14 protein-coding genes are annotated in these 16,156 nt (G+C 70.9%); 10 read left to right on the top strand and 4 right to left on the bottom strand.

Going from position 1 to position 16,156, the window contains the following annotated elements:
• Window positions 1–38: 38 nt before the first annotated feature.
• Window positions 39–863 (bottom strand): peptidylprolyl isomerase, encoded by an 825-nt coding sequence (locus tag I4J89_RS32395; RefSeq protein WP_196418102.1) that lies wholly within the window; start codon window positions 861–863, stop codon window positions 39–41.
• 38 nt (window positions 864–901) lie between these two features.
• A complete protein-coding gene (locus tag I4J89_RS32400) occupies window positions 902–1,759 on the bottom strand; it encodes a peptidylprolyl isomerase (protein WP_196417943.1) in 858 nt (285 codons plus the stop codon).
• 144 nt (window positions 1,760–1,903) lie between these two features.
• Between I4J89_RS32400 and I4J89_RS32405 the strand changes: the two genes are divergently transcribed.
• From I4J89_RS32405 to I4J89_RS32415, 3 genes are read left to right on the top strand one after another with little or no spacing between them, the layout of a single operon-like run.
• Complete coding sequence (locus I4J89_RS32405) at window positions 1,904–2,590, top strand: MBL fold metallo-hydrolase (RefSeq protein WP_196417944.1); 687 nt, start codon at window positions 1,904–1,906, stop codon at window positions 2,588–2,590.
• Between the two features lie 14 nt (window positions 2,591–2,604).
• On the top strand, window positions 2,605–3,912 hold the full coding sequence (hisS, locus tag I4J89_RS32410) for a histidine--tRNA ligase (RefSeq protein ID WP_196417945.1): 1,308 nt from the start codon (window positions 2,605–2,607) through the stop codon (window positions 3,910–3,912).
• Between the two features lie 32 nt (window positions 3,913–3,944).
• Window positions 3,945–4,874 carry an acyl-ACP desaturase gene (locus I4J89_RS32415; RefSeq protein WP_196417946.1) on the top strand — a complete coding sequence of 310 codons (930 nt, stop codon included), beginning with the start codon at window positions 3,945–3,947 and terminating at the stop codon, window positions 4,872–4,874.
• A gap of 114 nt (window positions 4,875–4,988) precedes the next feature.
• On the opposite strand, the gene I4J89_RS32420 is transcribed toward I4J89_RS32415, so the two are convergent.
• Window positions 4,989–5,510: a PaaI family thioesterase gene (locus I4J89_RS32420; protein WP_196417947.1), complete on the bottom strand. Its 522-nt coding sequence runs from the start codon at window positions 5,508–5,510 to the stop codon at window positions 4,989–4,991.
• A 56-nt stretch (window positions 5,511–5,566) separates the two neighbouring features.
• Here I4J89_RS32420 and I4J89_RS32425 point away from each other — a divergent pair, with 56 nt between their 5' ends.
• The 7 genes from I4J89_RS32425 to I4J89_RS32455 all read left to right on the top strand — a co-directional run bounded on the left by I4J89_RS32425 (window position 5,567) and on the right by I4J89_RS32455 (window position 15,358).
• On the top strand, window positions 5,567–6,052 hold the full coding sequence (locus I4J89_RS32425) for a winged helix-turn-helix transcriptional regulator (RefSeq protein WP_196417948.1): 486 nt from the start codon (window positions 5,567–5,569) through the stop codon (window positions 6,050–6,052).
• Complete coding sequence (locus I4J89_RS32430) at window positions 6,049–7,626, top strand: MFS transporter (RefSeq protein ID WP_309238563.1); 1,578 nt, start codon at window positions 6,049–6,051, stop codon at window positions 7,624–7,626. The genes I4J89_RS32425 and I4J89_RS32430 overlap by 4 nt, the downstream gene beginning before the upstream one ends.
• 123 nt (window positions 7,627–7,749) lie before the next feature.
• On the top strand, window positions 7,750–8,535 hold the full coding sequence (locus I4J89_RS32435; protein WP_309238564.1) for a cyanophycinase: 786 nt from the start codon (window positions 7,750–7,752) through the stop codon (window positions 8,533–8,535).
• Window positions 8,532–11,288 carry a cyanophycin synthetase gene (gene cphA, locus I4J89_RS32440; protein WP_196417949.1) on the top strand — a complete coding sequence of 919 codons (2,757 nt, stop codon included), beginning with the start codon at window positions 8,532–8,534 and terminating at the stop codon, window positions 11,286–11,288. Before I4J89_RS32435 ends, cphA begins: the two co-directional genes overlap by 4 nt.
• A 393-nt stretch (window positions 11,289–11,681) precedes the next feature.
• Window positions 11,682–13,697, top strand: coding sequence for a serine/threonine-protein kinase (locus I4J89_RS32445; RefSeq protein ID WP_230859987.1), 2,016 nt, complete (start codon window positions 11,682–11,684; stop codon window positions 13,695–13,697).
• A gap of 291 nt (window positions 13,698–13,988) precedes the next feature.
• Window positions 13,989–14,240 (top strand): hypothetical protein, encoded by a 252-nt coding sequence (locus I4J89_RS32450; protein WP_196417950.1) that lies wholly within the window; start codon window positions 13,989–13,991, stop codon window positions 14,238–14,240.
• A 215-nt stretch (window positions 14,241–14,455) separates the two neighbouring features.
• The gene (locus I4J89_RS32455) at window positions 14,456–15,358 is read left to right on the top strand and encodes a sigma-70 family RNA polymerase sigma factor (protein WP_196417951.1); all 903 of its coding nucleotides are present in this window, start codon (window positions 14,456–14,458) and stop codon (window positions 15,356–15,358) included.
• Here the strand turns inward: I4J89_RS32455 and I4J89_RS32460 are convergent.
• Window positions 15,328–16,071: a DUF4386 domain-containing protein gene (locus I4J89_RS32460; protein ID WP_309238565.1), complete on the bottom strand. Its 744-nt coding sequence runs from the start codon at window positions 16,069–16,071 to the stop codon at window positions 15,328–15,330. The genes I4J89_RS32455 and I4J89_RS32460 overlap by 31 nt on opposite strands.
• Window positions 16,072–16,156: the final 85 nt, after the last annotated feature.

The raw sequence follows: 16,156 nt of genomic DNA on the forward strand, positions 1-16,156 counted from the left end.
GGCCTCCCGCGGGAGGCCGCCCCTTTCGTACTACTCGCTCAGGAGACCGTCATGGTCTTGATCGTCAGTTCCTTCTTGGGGTGACCGCCGCCGGCCGACTCCTTGAAGGCGCCGTCATCGCCGGCCTTGACCACGTCCTTGACGACGTCCAGACCCTTGGTGATCGTGCCGAGCAGCGTGTAGTTCGGCTGGAGCTGGGTGTCCTCGGAGACGATGAAGAACTGGCTGCCGGTGCTGCCGGGCTGGCCGGTGTTCGCCATCGCGATGGAGCCCGCCGGGTACGGCTTGGCGGTGTCGGTCGGCAGGTTCTCCTCGACCATGGTGTAGCTCGGGCCGCCGGTGCCGTCGCTGTCGCGGTAGCCCTTGCCGGTGGCGAACGGGTCACCGCACTGGAGGACCTTGAACGAGGCCTCGTTGACCAGCCGGTGGCACTTGGTGTTGTCGAGGAACTTCTTCTCCGCCAGGTGCTTGTAGCTGGCGCCGGTGCACGGGGCCTTCGACAGGTCGATGGTCGCCTCGATCGGGCCGAGGTTGGTGTCGAGGGTGAGCGTGCTGGTGCCGACGTTCGGCACGCTGGTCGGTGGCAGGCCGACGTCCTTCACCTTGCCGCCGGTCGACTCGTCGGACGGGGTCCAGGTGCAGGACACGGTGCCGGCCTTGGCCGCCGCGCTGGTCTTCTTGTCGTCCTTGTTCATGACGCTGACGACCCAGACGGCCGCACCGGCGATGACGACCACCGCGAGTGCGGAGCCGAGGATCGCCCGCTGGCGGCGGCGCTTGCGTGCGGCTGTCGCACGCTCGGCCATCTCCTTCTCGAGCCGGGCCCGCGCCGCCGCGCGTTGCCGGTCCTTGATCGACGACACGGTGTTCTCCCTGCTGCTGTCTTCGTCCATCACGAAACTCACGACTGGGTGCTTGCCGAGGGGGCCGCGGAGGCGGCGGCCGCGCCGACGGTCAGGGTTTTGATGGTGATCTTCTCCTTGGGCTTGACCTTGTCACCCGTGGCGTTCTCGACCGTAGCGATCTTGGAGATGGCGGTCAGGGTGTCCTGACCACCGGTCACCTGGCCGATGATCGAGTACTGCGGCTCGGCCGGGCTGAAGTCCTTCAGGAAGATCAGGAACTGGCTGCTGTTCGCGCCGGGTGGGTTGCCGATCATCGCCACCGTGCCCTTGGGGTAGAGGACGGTGCCGGCCGGGGCGGCGCTCGCGCTCGGCGACGGCGCCGGAGCCGACGGCACGTTCTCGTCGTAGAAGCTGTACGTCGGGCCGCCGTTGCCGGTAGCGCTCGGGTCACCGCAGCGCAGCGCGCCGTCAGCGGTGATCTCGTGGCACTCGGTGTTGTCGTAGAACGTCTTGCCGGCCAGGTAGGAGATGCTCGCCGCGGCACACGGCGCACTGGCCAGGTCCAGGCTCGCGACGATCGGCGCACCCTTGTCGGTGCTGATCGTCATGGTCTCCGTACCGGTCTGCGGCAGGTCCTTGGTGGGCGGTGTGCCGACCTCTTTGAGGTCGGGATTGGCCGACGCGCTCTGCGGGGTCCAGAGGCAGACGTCACCGGCCTCGGTCTCGGTGGATTCATCGCCGTCGAAGGCGCCACCGATCCAGGCACCGCCGGCGATGACCAGGACGAGTGCCGTCACGGTGCCGACACCGGCCCAGATTCGACGGCGGCGGCGCTCCCGCTCGGCCCGGCGGGCCATCTGCCGGTCGTATTTCGCGCGCGCGAGCTTGCGCTGCCGGTCCCTGCTGGAAGCCACCGAACGCTGTCCTTCCCTGTGCATGTCAAGGGGTGCGGCACGCCACACGCCCGCAAGAGTGTACGGGTACCTCCTGAGAAAGTGGTGTGCGGAGGTCCGGCTAGGCTCGTTACGATTCGGACCCATCCCAGAGAGGTCGTCACCGTGCTCGTCACCGGCTTTCCGGCTGAGGCCTTCGGCACCAACTGCTATGTGGTGGCCGCCGGTCCGGGCGAGCAGTGCCTGATCGTGGACCCGGGCATCGGCGTGCTCGACCAGCTGGACGAGGTGCTGGCGAAACACCGGCTGTCGCCGGCCGCGGTGCTGCTCACGCACGGGCACCTGGATCACACCTTCTCGGTGGCGCCGGTCTGCGGCGCGCGCGGCATCACGGCGTATGTGCACCCCGCCGACCTGGAGATGCTGGCCGATCCGGCGAAGGGTCTCAGTGCCGACCTCAATCAGCTCTTCGGCGGCCGCCTGCAGTACTCGGAACCCGACGATGTGGCCGAGCTGACCGACGGCGCGGTGCTGAGCCTCGCCGGCCTCGAGGTGACCGTCGACCACGCTCCGGGCCATACCGGCGGGTCGGTGCTGTTCCGCCTGCCGGGCGACACCTCCGAGGAACTCTGCTTCTCCGGGGACGTGCTCTTCGCGGGATCCATCGGACGCACCGACCTGCCGGGTGGCAGCACCCCGACGATGATGGCCAGCCTGCGGGACAAGATCCTGCCGCTGGCCGATGACACCGTCGTGCTGCCCGGCCACGGTCCGGCCACCACCATCGGCCGTGAGCGCGCGTCGAACCCGTACCTGCGGGAGCTGACCGGCGCGCCCGGCCGCGGCTTCTGATCTCTGGAGAAATTGTGCCTATTTCCGGTTTTCCCGAATGGCTGCCGCCGCAGCGCATGATCGAGCAGTTCGTGCTCGACAAGATCCGGTCCACCTTCGAGCTGTACGGGTTCGCCCCGCTGGAGACGCGTGCCGTCGAGCCGGTCGAGACGCTGCTCAGCAAGGGCGAGACGTCCAAAGAGATCTACCTGCTGCGCCGTCTCCAGGAGGAGTCGGCGACCTCGGATGATCAGCTCGGCCTGCACTTCGATCTGACCGTCCCGTTCGCACGGTTCGTCGTGGAGAACAACGGGAAGCTGCAGTTCCCGTTCCGCCGCTACCAGATTCAGAAGGTGTGGCGTGGTGAGCGGCCGCAGGAGGGCCGCTACCGGGAGTTCCTCCAGGCCGACATCGACGTGGTGAACCGGGACACCCTGCCGTTCCACTTCGACACCGAGATGCCGCTGGTGATCGGCGACGTGTTCCGGTCGTTGCCCATCCCGCAGGCGATCATCCAGGTCAACAACCGGAAGGTGTGCGAGGGCTTCTATCGCGGTCTCGGGCTGCCCGACACCGCGCAGGTGCTGCGTACCGTCGACAAGCTCGACAAGATCGGCCCGGACAAGGTCGCGGCGGCGCTGGTCGAGACGGCCGGCGCCACCGACGCACAGGCGGCCGCCTGCCTGAAACTGGCCGAGATCTCGGCATCCGACGGCTCGTTCGTCGACCGTGTCCGCGCCCTCGGCGTGACCGACCCGCTCCTCGACGAGGGCCTCAGCGAGCTGCTCCAGGTCGTCGAGACCGCCGCCGAGCACGCGCCCGGCCTGGTCGTCGCCGAGCTGAAGATCGCGCGCGGGCTGGACTACTACACCGGCACGGTCTACGAGACCCAGCTGCGTGGCTACGAGCGGTTCGGCTCGGTCTGCTCCGGCGGCCGCTACGAGACCCTCGCCTCGGTCGGCAACACCCGCTTCCCGGGCGTCGGCATCTCCATCGGCGTCTCCCGGCTGCTCGGCATCCTCTTCGGGCAGAACGCGCTGACTGTCTCCCGGTCGGTGCCGACCTGTGTGGTGGTCGCGGTGCCCAGTGAGGACAAGCGCTCCGGCTGCGACCGGATCGCCACGGCGCTGCGCCGGCGGGGCATCCCGACCGAGGTGGCCCCGACCGCCGCCAAGTTCGGCAAGCAGATCCAGTTCGCCGACCGGCGCGGTATTCCGTACGTGTGGTTCCCCGGCTCGCCGGACACCGTGAAGGACATCCGCTCCGGCGAGCAGGTGGAGGCTTCCGCCGCGGATTGGACTCCGCCGGCCGCCGATCTGCAACCGGTTGTCTCAGCAGGCTGACGTCGCCCTGGTCCGGCGGTTACCTTGACGGGGTGCCGCTGGACCAGACCGCACTTCTGATCGAGCTCGAGCCCGTGGTGGCCACCAACCTCGACCGGCATCTGTCGCTGGCCAAGGAGTGGTTCCCACACGAGTACGTGCCGTGGAGTTCCGGGCGCACCTTCGACGGTGTGCTCGACGGGGAACCCTGGCGCCCGGACGATTCGGATTTACCCGATGTGGCGCGTACCGCGCTGATCGTCAATCTGCTCACTGAGGACAATCTGCCCTCTTATCACCACGAGATCGCCACGCTCTTCGGCCGTGACGGCGCGTGGGGCACGTGGGTGCACCGGTGGACCGCGGAGGAGGGGCGGCACGGGATCGCCATCCGCGACTATCTGACCGTGACCCGCGCCGTCGACCCGATCGCTCTGGAACGCGCCCGGATGACCCATATGGAGTCCGGCTACACGAACGATCATCCCGACGAGCTGTTGCACTCGGTGGCCTACGTGGCCTTCCAGGAGCTGGCCACCCGCATCTCGCACCGCAACACCGGCCGGGCCACCGGTGATCCGATCGCCGAGCAGCTGCTCGCCCGGGTCGCCGCCGACGAGAACCTGCACATGGTCTTCTACCGCAACCTGCTTGCGGCGGCCTTCGACCACGCACCCGACCAGGCGATGCGTGCGGTCACCGACGTCGTCGCCGGCTTCCAGATGCCCGGCGCCAACATCGAGGGCTTCGGCCGCAAGGCGCTGTCGATCGCGCTGGCCGGCATCTACGACCTGCGCCAGCATCGCGACGAGGTGCTGGCGCCGGTGCTGCGCCAGTGGGACGTCTGGGACCGCACCGACGTGGGCGCGGAAGGCGAGAAGGCGCGCGAGGAGCTCGCCGCGCACATGCGCGAGCTGGAAACCCAGGCCGCGCGCTTCGAGGAGAAGCGCGAGGCTCGCAAGAACCGCCTGAAACCCTCTTGAGGTACGGGTCAACCCAGTCGCGCCGAGCCGAGGCCGTCCCCGGAAGCTCCGCGCGAGCCGGGCGCCGGTCTCGGCCCCAGCGCGACCGCCGGGCCCAGGCTGGTGGCTTTCCCGCTAGCGGGCGGGAAGCTCGAAGAGCAGGCAGCTCGAGGTCGCGTGAGCGACCAGGCGGCCGGCGGCGTCGGTGAGGCGGGCCTCGGCCAGTGCGGTGCGGCGCCCGCGCTGCAGGACCGTGCCGGTGCAGGTGAGACGGCCGGAGTCGACGGTGACGGCGCGGAGGAACTTCACGTTGAGGTCCATGCTGGTGTAGCCGACGCCGGCCGGCAGCGTGCTGTGCACCGAGCAGGCGGCGGCGGTGTCCAGCAGGGTGGAGATCACGCCGCCGTGCACGGTGCCCAGCGGGTTGTAGTGGAACTCCTGCGGGTCCAGCTCGAGGGTGACGCTGCCCTCCTCGGCCCGCATGCCGGCCGCGTCGATCAGGTGCATGATCGGCGGCGGGGGCAGCTCGCCGGCGGACATCGCGCGGAGCAGCTCGAGGCCGCTGCGCCGGCCGAGCAGCGCGGCGTGCTCGGTCGGGTCGCTCCAGCTGTAGGTGCGGGTGCGGGCCGAAGCGGGAGCATCCTGAGTCTGCGTCATGGACGCAGGCTGCCACGGGCTTGCTGCGTCTGTCAACGAGACCTAGCCTCGACGGCATGGTCGGAAACGTCACACCCGCGGACGCCCTGAACTGGTCCGCCGACAACTGCACGATCAGCCGGGCGATGGCGATCCTCGGCGAGAAGTGGACCATCGTGGTGCTGCGTGACGTCTTCAACGGGATCCGGCGTTTCGACGACATGCGGGTGCACACCGGCATCCCGCGTCAGGTGCTGACGAACCGGCTGGCCGCCCTGGTCGAGCACGGGGTGCTGCGCCGGGTGCCCTACCAGGAGCCGGGCGCCCGGGTCCGCCACGAGTACCGGCTGACCGAGAAGGGCTTCGACCTCTACCCGGTGCTGATCGCGGTCGCCGAGTGGGGCAACCGGTACCTGGCCGATCCCGAGGGGCCGCCGATCGAGTACGCCCACCGGGAGTGCGGCGCCGAGGTGAGCGTCGAGATGCGCTGCACCGAGGGGCACACGATCGGCGACAAGCGTGCCGTGCTGCCCCGGCCCGGTCCGGGTACCCGGCGACGGTGACCGTTACCGACCCGTGGGCTCCTCTGCGTCAACCGGTGTTCCGGATGCTCTGGCTGGCGGCGCTCGCCAGCAACGTCGGCACGTGGATGCAGACCGTCGGCGCGCAATGGCTGGTGGTGCACGAGCCGGACGCGGCGACCTGGGTGAGCCTGGTGCAGGCCGTCACCATGCTGCCGGTGCTGCTCTTCGCCCTGCCGTCCGGAGCGCTGGCGGACACCCTGGATCGGCGGCGACTGCTGCTCGGCGTACAGATCGGGCTCTTCGGGGTGGGTGCGGCGCTGGCCGCGCTCACCTGGCTGGACCACATGCCGCCCGCGTGGTTGCTCTTCTTCACCTTCCTGCTCGGCGCCGGGCAGGCGCTGACGCTGCCGTCCTGGCAGGCGCTGATCCCGGAGATCGTGCCGCACGACGAGCTGCCGGCCGCCTCCGCGCTGGGCGCCGTCAACACCAACCTCGCGCGTTCGGCCGGGCCGGCGGTCGGCGGCCTGCTGGTGGCGCATCTCGGCTCGGCCGCCGTGTTCGCGCTGAACGCCCTCTCGTTCGCGGTGTTCGCGCTGGTCCTGCTCGCCTGGCGGCGGCCACCGCGGACGCCGGCCGAGCACCCGGAGCACTTCGGGTCGGCGCTGCGCGCCGGCGGGCGGTACGTGCGGTACTCGCCGGTGATCCGGCGGATCCTGGGCCGGGTGCTGCTCTTCGTGCTGCCCGGCAGCGCGATCTGGGGTCTGCTGCCGCTGATCGCCCGCGAGGAACTCGGGATGGGGGCGAGCGGTTACGGCGTGCTGCTCGCGGCGCTCGGGATGGGCGCGATCATCGGCGCGCTGCTGATGCCGCGGGCCCGGATGCTGTTCAGCCCGGATCAGATGATCGTCGCGACCGGGCTGGTCTACGCCGCGGCGCTGGCGGTCGTCGCGACCGTGCCGCACGCGGTCCCGGTCACCGTCGTGCTGGTGGGAGCGGGTCTGGCCTGGATGATGCTGGTCTCGCGGATGAACGCCGCGTTGCAGCTGCTCCTGCCGAACTGGGTGCGTGCCCGGGCGCTCGCCATCTATCAGCTGTTCTTCGCCGGCGGCCAGGCGGTGGGCGCGCTGCTGTGGGGCCAGGTCGCCGAGGCCTCCGGCCTCACCGAGACCTTCGGCGCGGCCGCGGTGGTGATGCTGGTGGGTGCCTTGAGCGTACGGGTGCTGCCCGTGCGAACCCACGAGGAGCAGGACCAGACCCCGGCCGTCTTCTGGGCGGAACCGCACCTGATGCTCCAGCCGCACCTGGACGAGGGTCCGATCCTGGTCTCCGCGACGTTCCGGGTGCCCGCGGCCAACGCCGAGGCCTTCGCTGCCGGGATGCGGCAGCTCCGCTGGTCGCGGCAGCGTACCGGGGCGACGCAGTGGGGGCTGTTCCGCGACGGCGCCGACCCGGCTGTCTTCGTCGAGGTCTATCTGGTGCCGACCTGGGCGGAGCATCTGCGCCAGCACGAGGGACGGCTGACCGGGGCGGACGAGCAGGCCGAGGAGCGGGTGATCGCGCTGGCCGAGGGACCGCCGGAGGTCAAGCACCTGTTGCCAGACAACTCCAATTAGCCGGATGTTTCGTATTTGTTCCGAATACCCTCAGGAGTAGCCCGATCGGGTTCTGCCGCCGGGCTTCGGCCTGCGGGCTTCTGCTTTCAGGCCTTTCTGCTTCGGCCGCACTGAGGAGGCGCGGTGGAGGGCCGGCTTCTGATCATGGGTGGGGCCGCCGGACCGGCTCTGCTGCTGCGATTCGTCGAACTGGCCGGTGCGGCGGCCGCACAGATCGTGGTGATCGCGACCGCCAGCGAGTCGCCGGAGACCGCCGAGGCGGCGTACGTCGAGAAGTTCTCCGCGCTCGGCGCCGGCTCGGTGCGCCCGCTCCGCCTCACCTCCCGGATCGAGGCGAACGCGCCCGGCGTCGAGCCGGTGCTGCGCGCGGCCACCGGCGTCTTCTTCACCGGCGGTGACCAGGAGCGGATCACCCGGGTGATCGGTGGCACGGCGGCCGACTCGCTGCTGCAGGTGCTGGTCGGGTCCGGTGCGGTGGTGCTCGCCGGAACCAGTGCGGGCGCCGCGGTGATGTCCGCCACGATGATCACCGGCGGCGACGAACCGGGCGTGACCGCGGGCTGTGTCAGCACCGGCCCGGGCCTGGAGTTCCTGCCCGGAGTCCTGATCGACCAGCACTTCTCCGAGCGAGGCCGGCTCAACCGGCTGCTCGCCGCGGTCGCCTGCTATCCGCACGAGCTCGGTGTCGGCATCGACGAGGACACCGCGATCCTGACCGACGGCGACCGGTTCGAGGTGCTCGGCAGCGGCACCGTGACGGTCGTCGACGCCGGGTGCGCCACCGACATCCAGGTTCCGCCGGCCGGGCCGATCGCGCTGGCCGGGGCACGCATCCACGTGCTGCCGGCGGGTCACACCTTCCACCTCACGGGCCGTCAACCGGCCGTAGAACGGGGACGAGCCGCATGAAGATCGACAGTCTGCGCCGCCTGCGCGGCCCCAACGTCTACCTGTCCCGGCCGGCGGTGGTCGCCCGGCTGCGCCTCGAGGAGCTGACCGGGCAGGAGACCAGCGACGTCACCGGTTTCACCGAGCGCCTGCTGCGGGCCCTGCCCGGGCTCGCCGAGCACCACTGCGCCGCCGGAGCACCGGGCGGGTTCGTCAGCCGGCTGCGCAACGGCACGTACTTCGGCCACGTCACCGAGCACGTCTGCATCGAGCTCTCCCAGCTGATCGGCCGGGACGTCAACTTCGGCCGGACCGTCGCGGCCGGTGAGCCCGGCCTCTACGACGTGATCCTCGAGTGCCCGGTGGACGAGTCGCCGGAGTCACGCGTACCGGGGGAGTTGCTGGAGACCGCGATCGACCTGGTGCTCGAGGTGCACGCGGGCACGACGATCCCGTCCGTGGAGACCCTGTCCCGCCGCCTGGCCGGCCTGGCGGCTCTGGCCGAGCGGGAGGCGACCGGACCGAGTACCCGGTCGATCATCGCGGCGGCGCGCCGCCGCGGCATCCCGGTGGAGCGCTTCGACGACCTCAGCCTGGTCCGGCTCGGCTGGGGCTTCCGCCGTCGGCTGGCCTGGGCCGCGATGACCGACCGGACCAGCGGCGTCGGTGTGGACATCGCCGGCGACAAGCACGTCACCCGGCGCCTGCTCGGGGAGGCGGGCATCCCGGTGGCGCCCGGCGGCGCGGCGGCCGGCGCGGCGGAGGCGGTACGCCTGCTCGCCGAACTCGGTTCGCCGGTAGTGGTCAAACCCCGGCACGGCCACCACGGCCGGAACGTGGCGCTGAACCTGGTCACCCCGGCCGATGTGGAGCGGGCCTGTGCCGAGGCGGGCGGCGACGTGGTCGTCGAGCGGCAGCTCGGTGGACGGGACTACCGGGTCCTGGTGGTCGCCGGCGAGGTGGTGGCGGCCGCCGAGCGGATCGCCGCGCACGTCGTCGGCGACGGCCGGCTCAGCGTCCGGGAACTGGTCGAGCGCGCCAACGCCGATCCGCGCCGGGGTGCCGGCCACTCCCGCGTACTCACCCGGATCGAACTGGACGAGACCGCGGAACGACTGCTGCACGCTCAGAAGCAGACCCTGGAGAGCGTGCCGGCCGCCGGTACGGCGGTGTGGCTGCGCCAGAACGCCAACCTGTCCACCGGCGGGACCAGCCGGGACGTCACCGACCAGGTCCATCCGGATGTGACCCGGCTCTGCCAGCGGGTCGCCGCGCTGGTCGGCCTGGACATCGCCGGCATCGACCTGCGGCTGCCGGACATCGCGGCGCCGGTGCCGCCGCTCGGCGAACCGGACGAGGTCACGTCCGGGGTGATCGAGGTCAACGCGGTACCCGGTTTGCGGATGCACCTCGCGCCGGTACACGGACGGGCCCGGGACGTGGGCGACGCGATCGTGCGGGCGATGTTCCCCGGTGGTTCGGACGGGCGGATCCCCACCGTGGTGATCACCGGCACCAACGGCAAGACCACCGTCACCCGGCTCACCGCCCATCTGCTCAGCGGCAACGGCACCCGGGTGGGCATGACCAGCAGCGACGGGGTCAGCATCGACGGCCGTACGGTCCACGTCTCGGACGCGACCGGGCCGAGGTCGGCGCAGATGGTGCTCGGCGACCCGCAGGTCGAGGTGGCCGTCCTGGAGACCGCGCGGGGCGGGCTGCTCAAGCGCGGGCTCGGCTACGACTGGTCCGACGTGGGGGTGATCACCAACATCACGGCCGACCACCTGGGGCAGGACGGGCTGGCCTCGATCGAGGATGTGGCGCACGTCAAGGCGCTGGTCGCCGAGCGGGTCCGGGACGGCGGCACGCTGGTGTTGAACGCCGACGACCCGTGGGTGCGCACCCTGCCCGACCGGCCCCGGGTACGCGCGGACCGCAAACGCCTCGTCTGGTTCGGCCTGGACGCGGAGAACCCGGTGGTGACCGAGCATCTGGCCCGCGGGGCCACGGCGTACGTGCTGCACGACGGCTGGCTGGTGCAGGCGACCGGTGCGCGCCGGACGCCGCTGGTCCGGCTGGCCGACGTGCCCGGCGCGTACGGGGGAGCGGCGCTGCACGTGGCGGCGAACACCCTGGCCGCCATCGCGGCCGCCCGCGCGCTCGGCGCACGCCCCGAGTCGCTGGTGGACCGGCTCGGCGAATTCGACCCGAGCATCGACAATCCGGGCCGCGGCACGCTGTTCCGTCACGGTGAGGTCTCGATTTTTCTCGATTACGCCCACAACCCGGCAGCGCTCGCCGCTACGCTGCGTACTCTTCACCGGCTCTGGGGCTCGGAACGCTGCGTAGCGGCCGTCACCCTCCCCGGCGACCGCCGGGACGATCTGCTGGCCGCCTCGGCGCAGGTGCTGGCCGACGGGGTGACCCGGGCGGTGCTCTACGACGACTGTGATCCGCGCGGCCGTGCCTCCGGCGAGGTCTCCGCTCTGGTCGAGCGGGAGATGCGTGCGCGCCGCCCGCAGTTGCGAGCGGTACGCGCGGACAGCTACCGGGAGGCGGTGACCCGGGCGCTGCGACTCGCCGGTCCGGGCGACGTCGTGCTGGTGATCTACGAGAAGTGGGGGCCGATGCGGGCCTTCCTGACCGAGCTGGGCGCCGTTCCGGCCGGCGGGGCGCCGGTGGTGGCCGGGCTCGCGTTGCCGCATTCGCCGGCTTCGGGGGTGGTTGCGGCGGTGCGGCGGAGCCTTACGGTCACCCGTACGCGTGGCTGACAGATCTTGGACAGATTCGATCTCTCTGCGTAGCAACTTGTTGACCGATCGTGAACTGGCCGATCAACGACACATGGACAAGGTTGAAGACGCAAGTTCCGACGAATCGGACGTCCGTCATGCCGTGTCGTGGCGCTACGTGTGCGCGCAGTACCGGAAAACCCTTTCCGGGGCGGTGCCGTGCCCCACAGGAGGGGGTTACAGCCACCAACGGACCGTAACTAGCCCCTGGTAGATCCCGGTATCCCGGGTCGAACTGGTGACCGATAGGGACTAACATCCTCGCCGTCGATGGGGGATGCTCGGGGTCCGACGGTGGGCCCGACTCGCCCGGCGGCGGGCGGCATGGCGGTGCGGCCCGGCGTTTTCCTCGAAGCGCGCATGTGGGGGCACATGAGCACGACGGACCTGCCCGGTTCGGGACTGCTCGCTGGTCGTTACCGACTGGTCGAGCGGCTCGGTGCCGGCGGGATGTCAGTGGTTTGGCGAGGGTTCGACGAAGTGCTGGGACGCCAGGTCGCCGTCAAGGTCCTGCCGCCCTCGACGAGTGCCGATCCCTCGTTCCGACGCAGATTGCGTGCGGAGGCGCAGGCCGCGGCGCGGCTCACGCATCCGAACATCACCAACGTCTACGACTACGGCGAGGCCACCACGGTCGACGGTGAGCCGGTGCCGTATGTCGTCATGGAGCTGGTCGACGGCGAGTCGCTGGCCGCGGTGCTGGCCCGGGTCCGGGTGCTGCCGTGGCCGTCCGCCGTGCGGATCAGCGCCGAGGTCGCGGCCGCCCTGGCCGCCGCGCACGCGCGCGGCATCGTGCACCGCGACGTCACCCCGGCCAACGTCATGCTCACCCCGAGCGGCGCCAAGGTCGTCGACTTCGGCATCTCCGCGCTGATCGGGGAGAACGACACCGACGACGACGGCGCCCTGCTGGGCACCCCGGCCTACCTGGCGCCCGAGCGGCTCGAGGGCGGCCAGGTCAGCCCGGCCACCGACGTCTACGCGGTCGGCCTGTTGATCTACCGGATGCTGATCGGGCAGCTGCCGTGGGACGTGGGTACGACCACCGCGCTACTGCGCGCCCACCAGTACACCGAGCCCGAGCCCATGCCGCCCGTCGACGGGCTCCCGCCCGCGGTGGACGCGCTGATCGGCCGCTGCCTGGAGAAGCGGCCGGCGGACCGGCCGTCCAGCGCCGAGATGGCGCACGTGCTGGCCGGCCTCTCGGCCTCCGCCCCGCTGATCACCTCCGGCTTCGAGGCCGACTGGGAGGACAGCGAGGACACCTTCATCCTCCCCTCCGGGTACCCGTACACCGGGCTCGGTCCGGCAGCCGCCGAGCTGGGCACGGTCAGCACGGAGGGCGCGACCGACCCGGACGCGGTGCATCCGGTGGTCTCAGCGGCCGTCACAGAGTCCGGGAAGGCTCCGGGGGAGCCCCGGCCCGCCGAGCGGTCGCCGGTGCCCGCAGCGGCCGCACAGCCCCCGCTGCGGCCCGGTGCCGGCGGGCCCCCGGCGGGATCCCCGCCCGGCCGCCCGCAGGGCACCAGCCGGACCCAGGTGCGGATCCGGCGGGTCGTCGTGGTCGCCGGTACGGTCGCGCTGCTCAGCGCCCTCACCTGGGGCTGGACCGCGATCGGGCAGCCGCGCGACAACAAGGCCGCCGGAGCGGTGACGGCGCCGCAGCCCAGCGTCGTCCCGCCGGCCGGCCAGTGCGTGGTCAGCTACGCGGTCTGGTCGGACACCCAGGGCCGGTTCAAGGCCCAGCTGACCCTGGCGAACCGGGCCGCCACCGCGCTGCCGGACTGGGACCTGTGGTTCCTGCTCCCCGGTGACCAGGTCGTCTCCGGCAACGGCAAAATCGCCCTGGACCAGCAGGACCGGGCCGTCAAGGTCACCTCGGCGGCGCCGCTGGAGTCCCAGCGCACCACCACCATGCAGCTCACCGGCCGCTATTCGGAGAGCAACAGGGCGCCCATGGTCTTCAAGCTCAACGGCGAGACCTGCGAGACCTACGTGTCCGGCGAGCCCGGTGAGCCGTCCCGGCCGGTCGAGCACCTCTCCGACGGCAACGTCCGTCTCGGCGACGCGAACAGCACGCCGTCCTCGGGTGTCTCGATAGGGCCCAGCGGTGACGTGGTGATCCGGCCGACCGGCTCGCCGACCAGGAGCTCGAACCCCAAGCCGCCCAACAAGCCGATTCCCGTCCCCAGCAACAGCTCCAAGCCGGGCGGTGGTGGTGGCACGTCGTCCTCGCCCGCACCCGACGCGTCGGACACGATCGAGCCGCCCCCGCCGCCGGAGTCGGACGATCCGGACCCGAAACCCAGCCACAGCATCCCTCCACCGCCGGACCCGGGTCAGTCCCTGGAGGCCTGTGACCCGGCGGACTGCGGGACAAAGGAGTGACGAAACGCGGCGATCGAGTCGGAGACCGGCGGAAACCAGAGGCCGGAGGACCGATCGCCGCGTTACGGTGAACCCGATACTGACTGGCGCTTTCGCTCCGACGCGTACGAGGGCGACGAACCGGAACCGCCCTGATCGCGGTCCTTCCGCACGGCGTGGCTGCCGGCTGGTGTGTGCCATCCACGAGGATGATGGGCGATGACCACACGGGATGGCCCTCATCGAGCGCCGACGTTCGTCGGCCAGGATCGCACCAACAACTAGCAGGTCGTCGACATCGGGGAGTTCGACATGATCAGCACAGTCCGGGACCTGGCCGCCGAGGCGCTGTTCGTCTCGTACCTGCAGCCGTCCGAGTGTCCCACCCGGGCGATCGTCGAGCAGGCGATCACCACGATGATCCTTCGCTACGGCAGCGACGGGTGCGCGGCCGGCGTCGCCACCGAGTTCGGGGACCACCCGGACGTCGCTGTGCGGCGGATGGCGTGGGTGCACGCGGAGCTGGCCGAGGTTTTGGCACCTCGGATGCCGGTTCTGCACTGACCCACCCGGTAAGGCCTCCGCGGCCGGCCCATCCGGGTCGGTCCTTTCGCGGCACGGTTGGCGTGGGTCCGTGCTAGTCCCGGTGGGGCTGAGGTTTTTCGTGAAAAAACTCCGCAAAAGCAACCGAGTTCGGGCTCCGCTGCACCTTAGGGCGGCCACTGTTCTTCTCGTCAGCCGGTTTTCACCAGCCGGTTCGTACGAGCGAGGAGGACTACGTGACCACCACGACCGAACTCCCCGCCACCATCGGCACCGCGCACGACGTGCCCTCGGGGCGCGACATCGAGGACCTGATCCGCGAACACATGCCGATGGTTGGCCATCTGGTCCGGGAATTGCTCAACCGGGTACCCGGCCACGTCCACTCAGATGACCTCTCGTCAGCCGGGTTCGCGGCCCTGCTCGGCGCCGCCCGCTCCTTCGACGTGACGCGTGGCATCCCGTTCCACCGGTTCGCCGCGGTCCGGATCCGGGGTGCTCTGCTGGACGAGCTCCGGGGTCAGGACTGGGCCAGCCGGTCGGTACGGGCCCGGGCGCGGCGCGCGGCCGTGGCGCGGCAGGAACTGACCGCCGCGCTGGGCCGTACGCCGAGCGATGCCGAGGTGGCCGAGGTGCTCGGGATCGGTGTCTCGGAACTGGCCAGCGTCGAGGACGACGTGCAGAAGGCGTCGCTGCTCAGCCTCCAGGGCTTTCCCACCGGTGCGGCCGAGGAGATGGTGCCGGAGACGTCCGAGGGGCCGGAGGACCTGCTGCTGAAGCGGGAACGACTCGGCTACCTGCATCAGGCCGTCCAGGCGTTGCCGGAGCGGTTGCGCCAGGTCGTCGAGGAGTCCTTCCTGCAGGAACAGCCGCTGAGCGAGGTGGCGGCACGGCTCGGGGTGACCGAGTCACGGATCTCGCAGCTGCGGACCGAGGCGTTGCGGCTGCTGCGTGAGGGTCTGAACAGTTCGCTGGCGCCGGAGCTTCTCACCGTCGCGGCGGGCGGGCCCCGGACCCGGAAGGGATGCCTGCAGCGCCGGCGGACGGAGTATTTCGCGAAGGTGGCGCAGCAGGGGAGCCTGCACACCCGGTTGGCCCTGACCGACGCTCACGGCGTACCGATAGCGGTCGCCGCCTGAGCGGAGGAAGAGCAGTCACGGAGGGCGGCCGACGGCCGCCCTCCGCGCTTCACCAGCACCACACCCAGCGCGGCGATCCACAGTCCCCACGACGTGCTCCCGACCAGCCCGGCCGGCTCCCACACCGGGAAGCCGGGCACCGCGGTCGCCAGCACGTCACCCTGGTTGAGCAGGTACAACATCGAGGCGGCCAGTCCGGTCCAGCCGATCCATCCGGGCAGTGCCGCCGACCGCAGCGCTACCACGGCGACCGTCGCTGACCAGGCCACCGCGAGCACCTGCCCCAGGTGCTCGCCGAGCATCGCCCCGCCGAACTGGTGCTGGGCCGTCCAGGCCGCCTCCACCGCGATCCGGGTTTGCCGGTCGCCGCCGGCCCAGGACGTGGCCAGCGCCGGAACCACGAACACCCAGCGCAGGAAGCCGATCAGGGAGAGCAGAGCCGAGGCCGCGCCGATCGCGCCGGCCGCCCGCAGGACCGGGTCGCGGTGGCGGCGCAGGGCGCCGGCCAGCAATAGCACCGGTACGCCGAGCAGCCCGTAAGTCCACGCGACGGCGAACCAGGTCCAGATCAGACCGGCGCCGCCGTCGTGGAAGGACTCGAGCACCACCGGGGCGGGCTCGCGCAGGATGTCGGGCCAGTCGAAGGTCGCCGAGAGCAGGCTCGACGCGACTGCGAAGCTCACCGCGGCCGTCACGAAGAGCCATCCCGTCACTCGCTGAAGAGTCACCTCAACCCCATTTCTGTACGCCGTGCAGAGTTATCATGGTGAGAATGTTCTACGGTGTGCAGAGATAAGT

The organism is Actinoplanes aureus (assembly GCF_015704865.1).
Taxonomy (GTDB): domain Bacteria; phylum Actinomycetota; class Actinomycetes; order Mycobacteriales; family Micromonosporaceae; genus Actinoplanes; species Actinoplanes aureus.

Excerpts from the sequence above, each read along its gene's own strand:
- I4J89_RS32425 (WP_196417948.1), top strand. The coding sequence starts at position 5,567 with ATGGTCGGAAACGTCACACCCGCGGACGCCCTGAACTGGTCCGCCGAC.
- I4J89_RS32450 (WP_196417950.1), top strand. The coding sequence starts at position 13,989 with ATGATCAGCACAGTCCGGGACCTGGCCGCCGAGGCGCTGTTCGTCTCG.
- cphA (WP_196417949.1), top strand. The coding sequence starts at position 8,532 with ATGAAGATCGACAGTCTGCGCCGCCTGCGCGGCCCCAACGTCTACCTG.
- I4J89_RS32420 (WP_196417947.1), bottom strand. The coding sequence starts at position 5,510 with ATGACGCAGACTCAGGATGCTCCCGCTTCGGCCCGCACCCGCACCTAC.
- I4J89_RS32445 (WP_230859987.1), top strand. The coding sequence starts at position 11,682 with ATGAGCACGACGGACCTGCCCGGTTCGGGACTGCTCGCTGGTCGTTAC.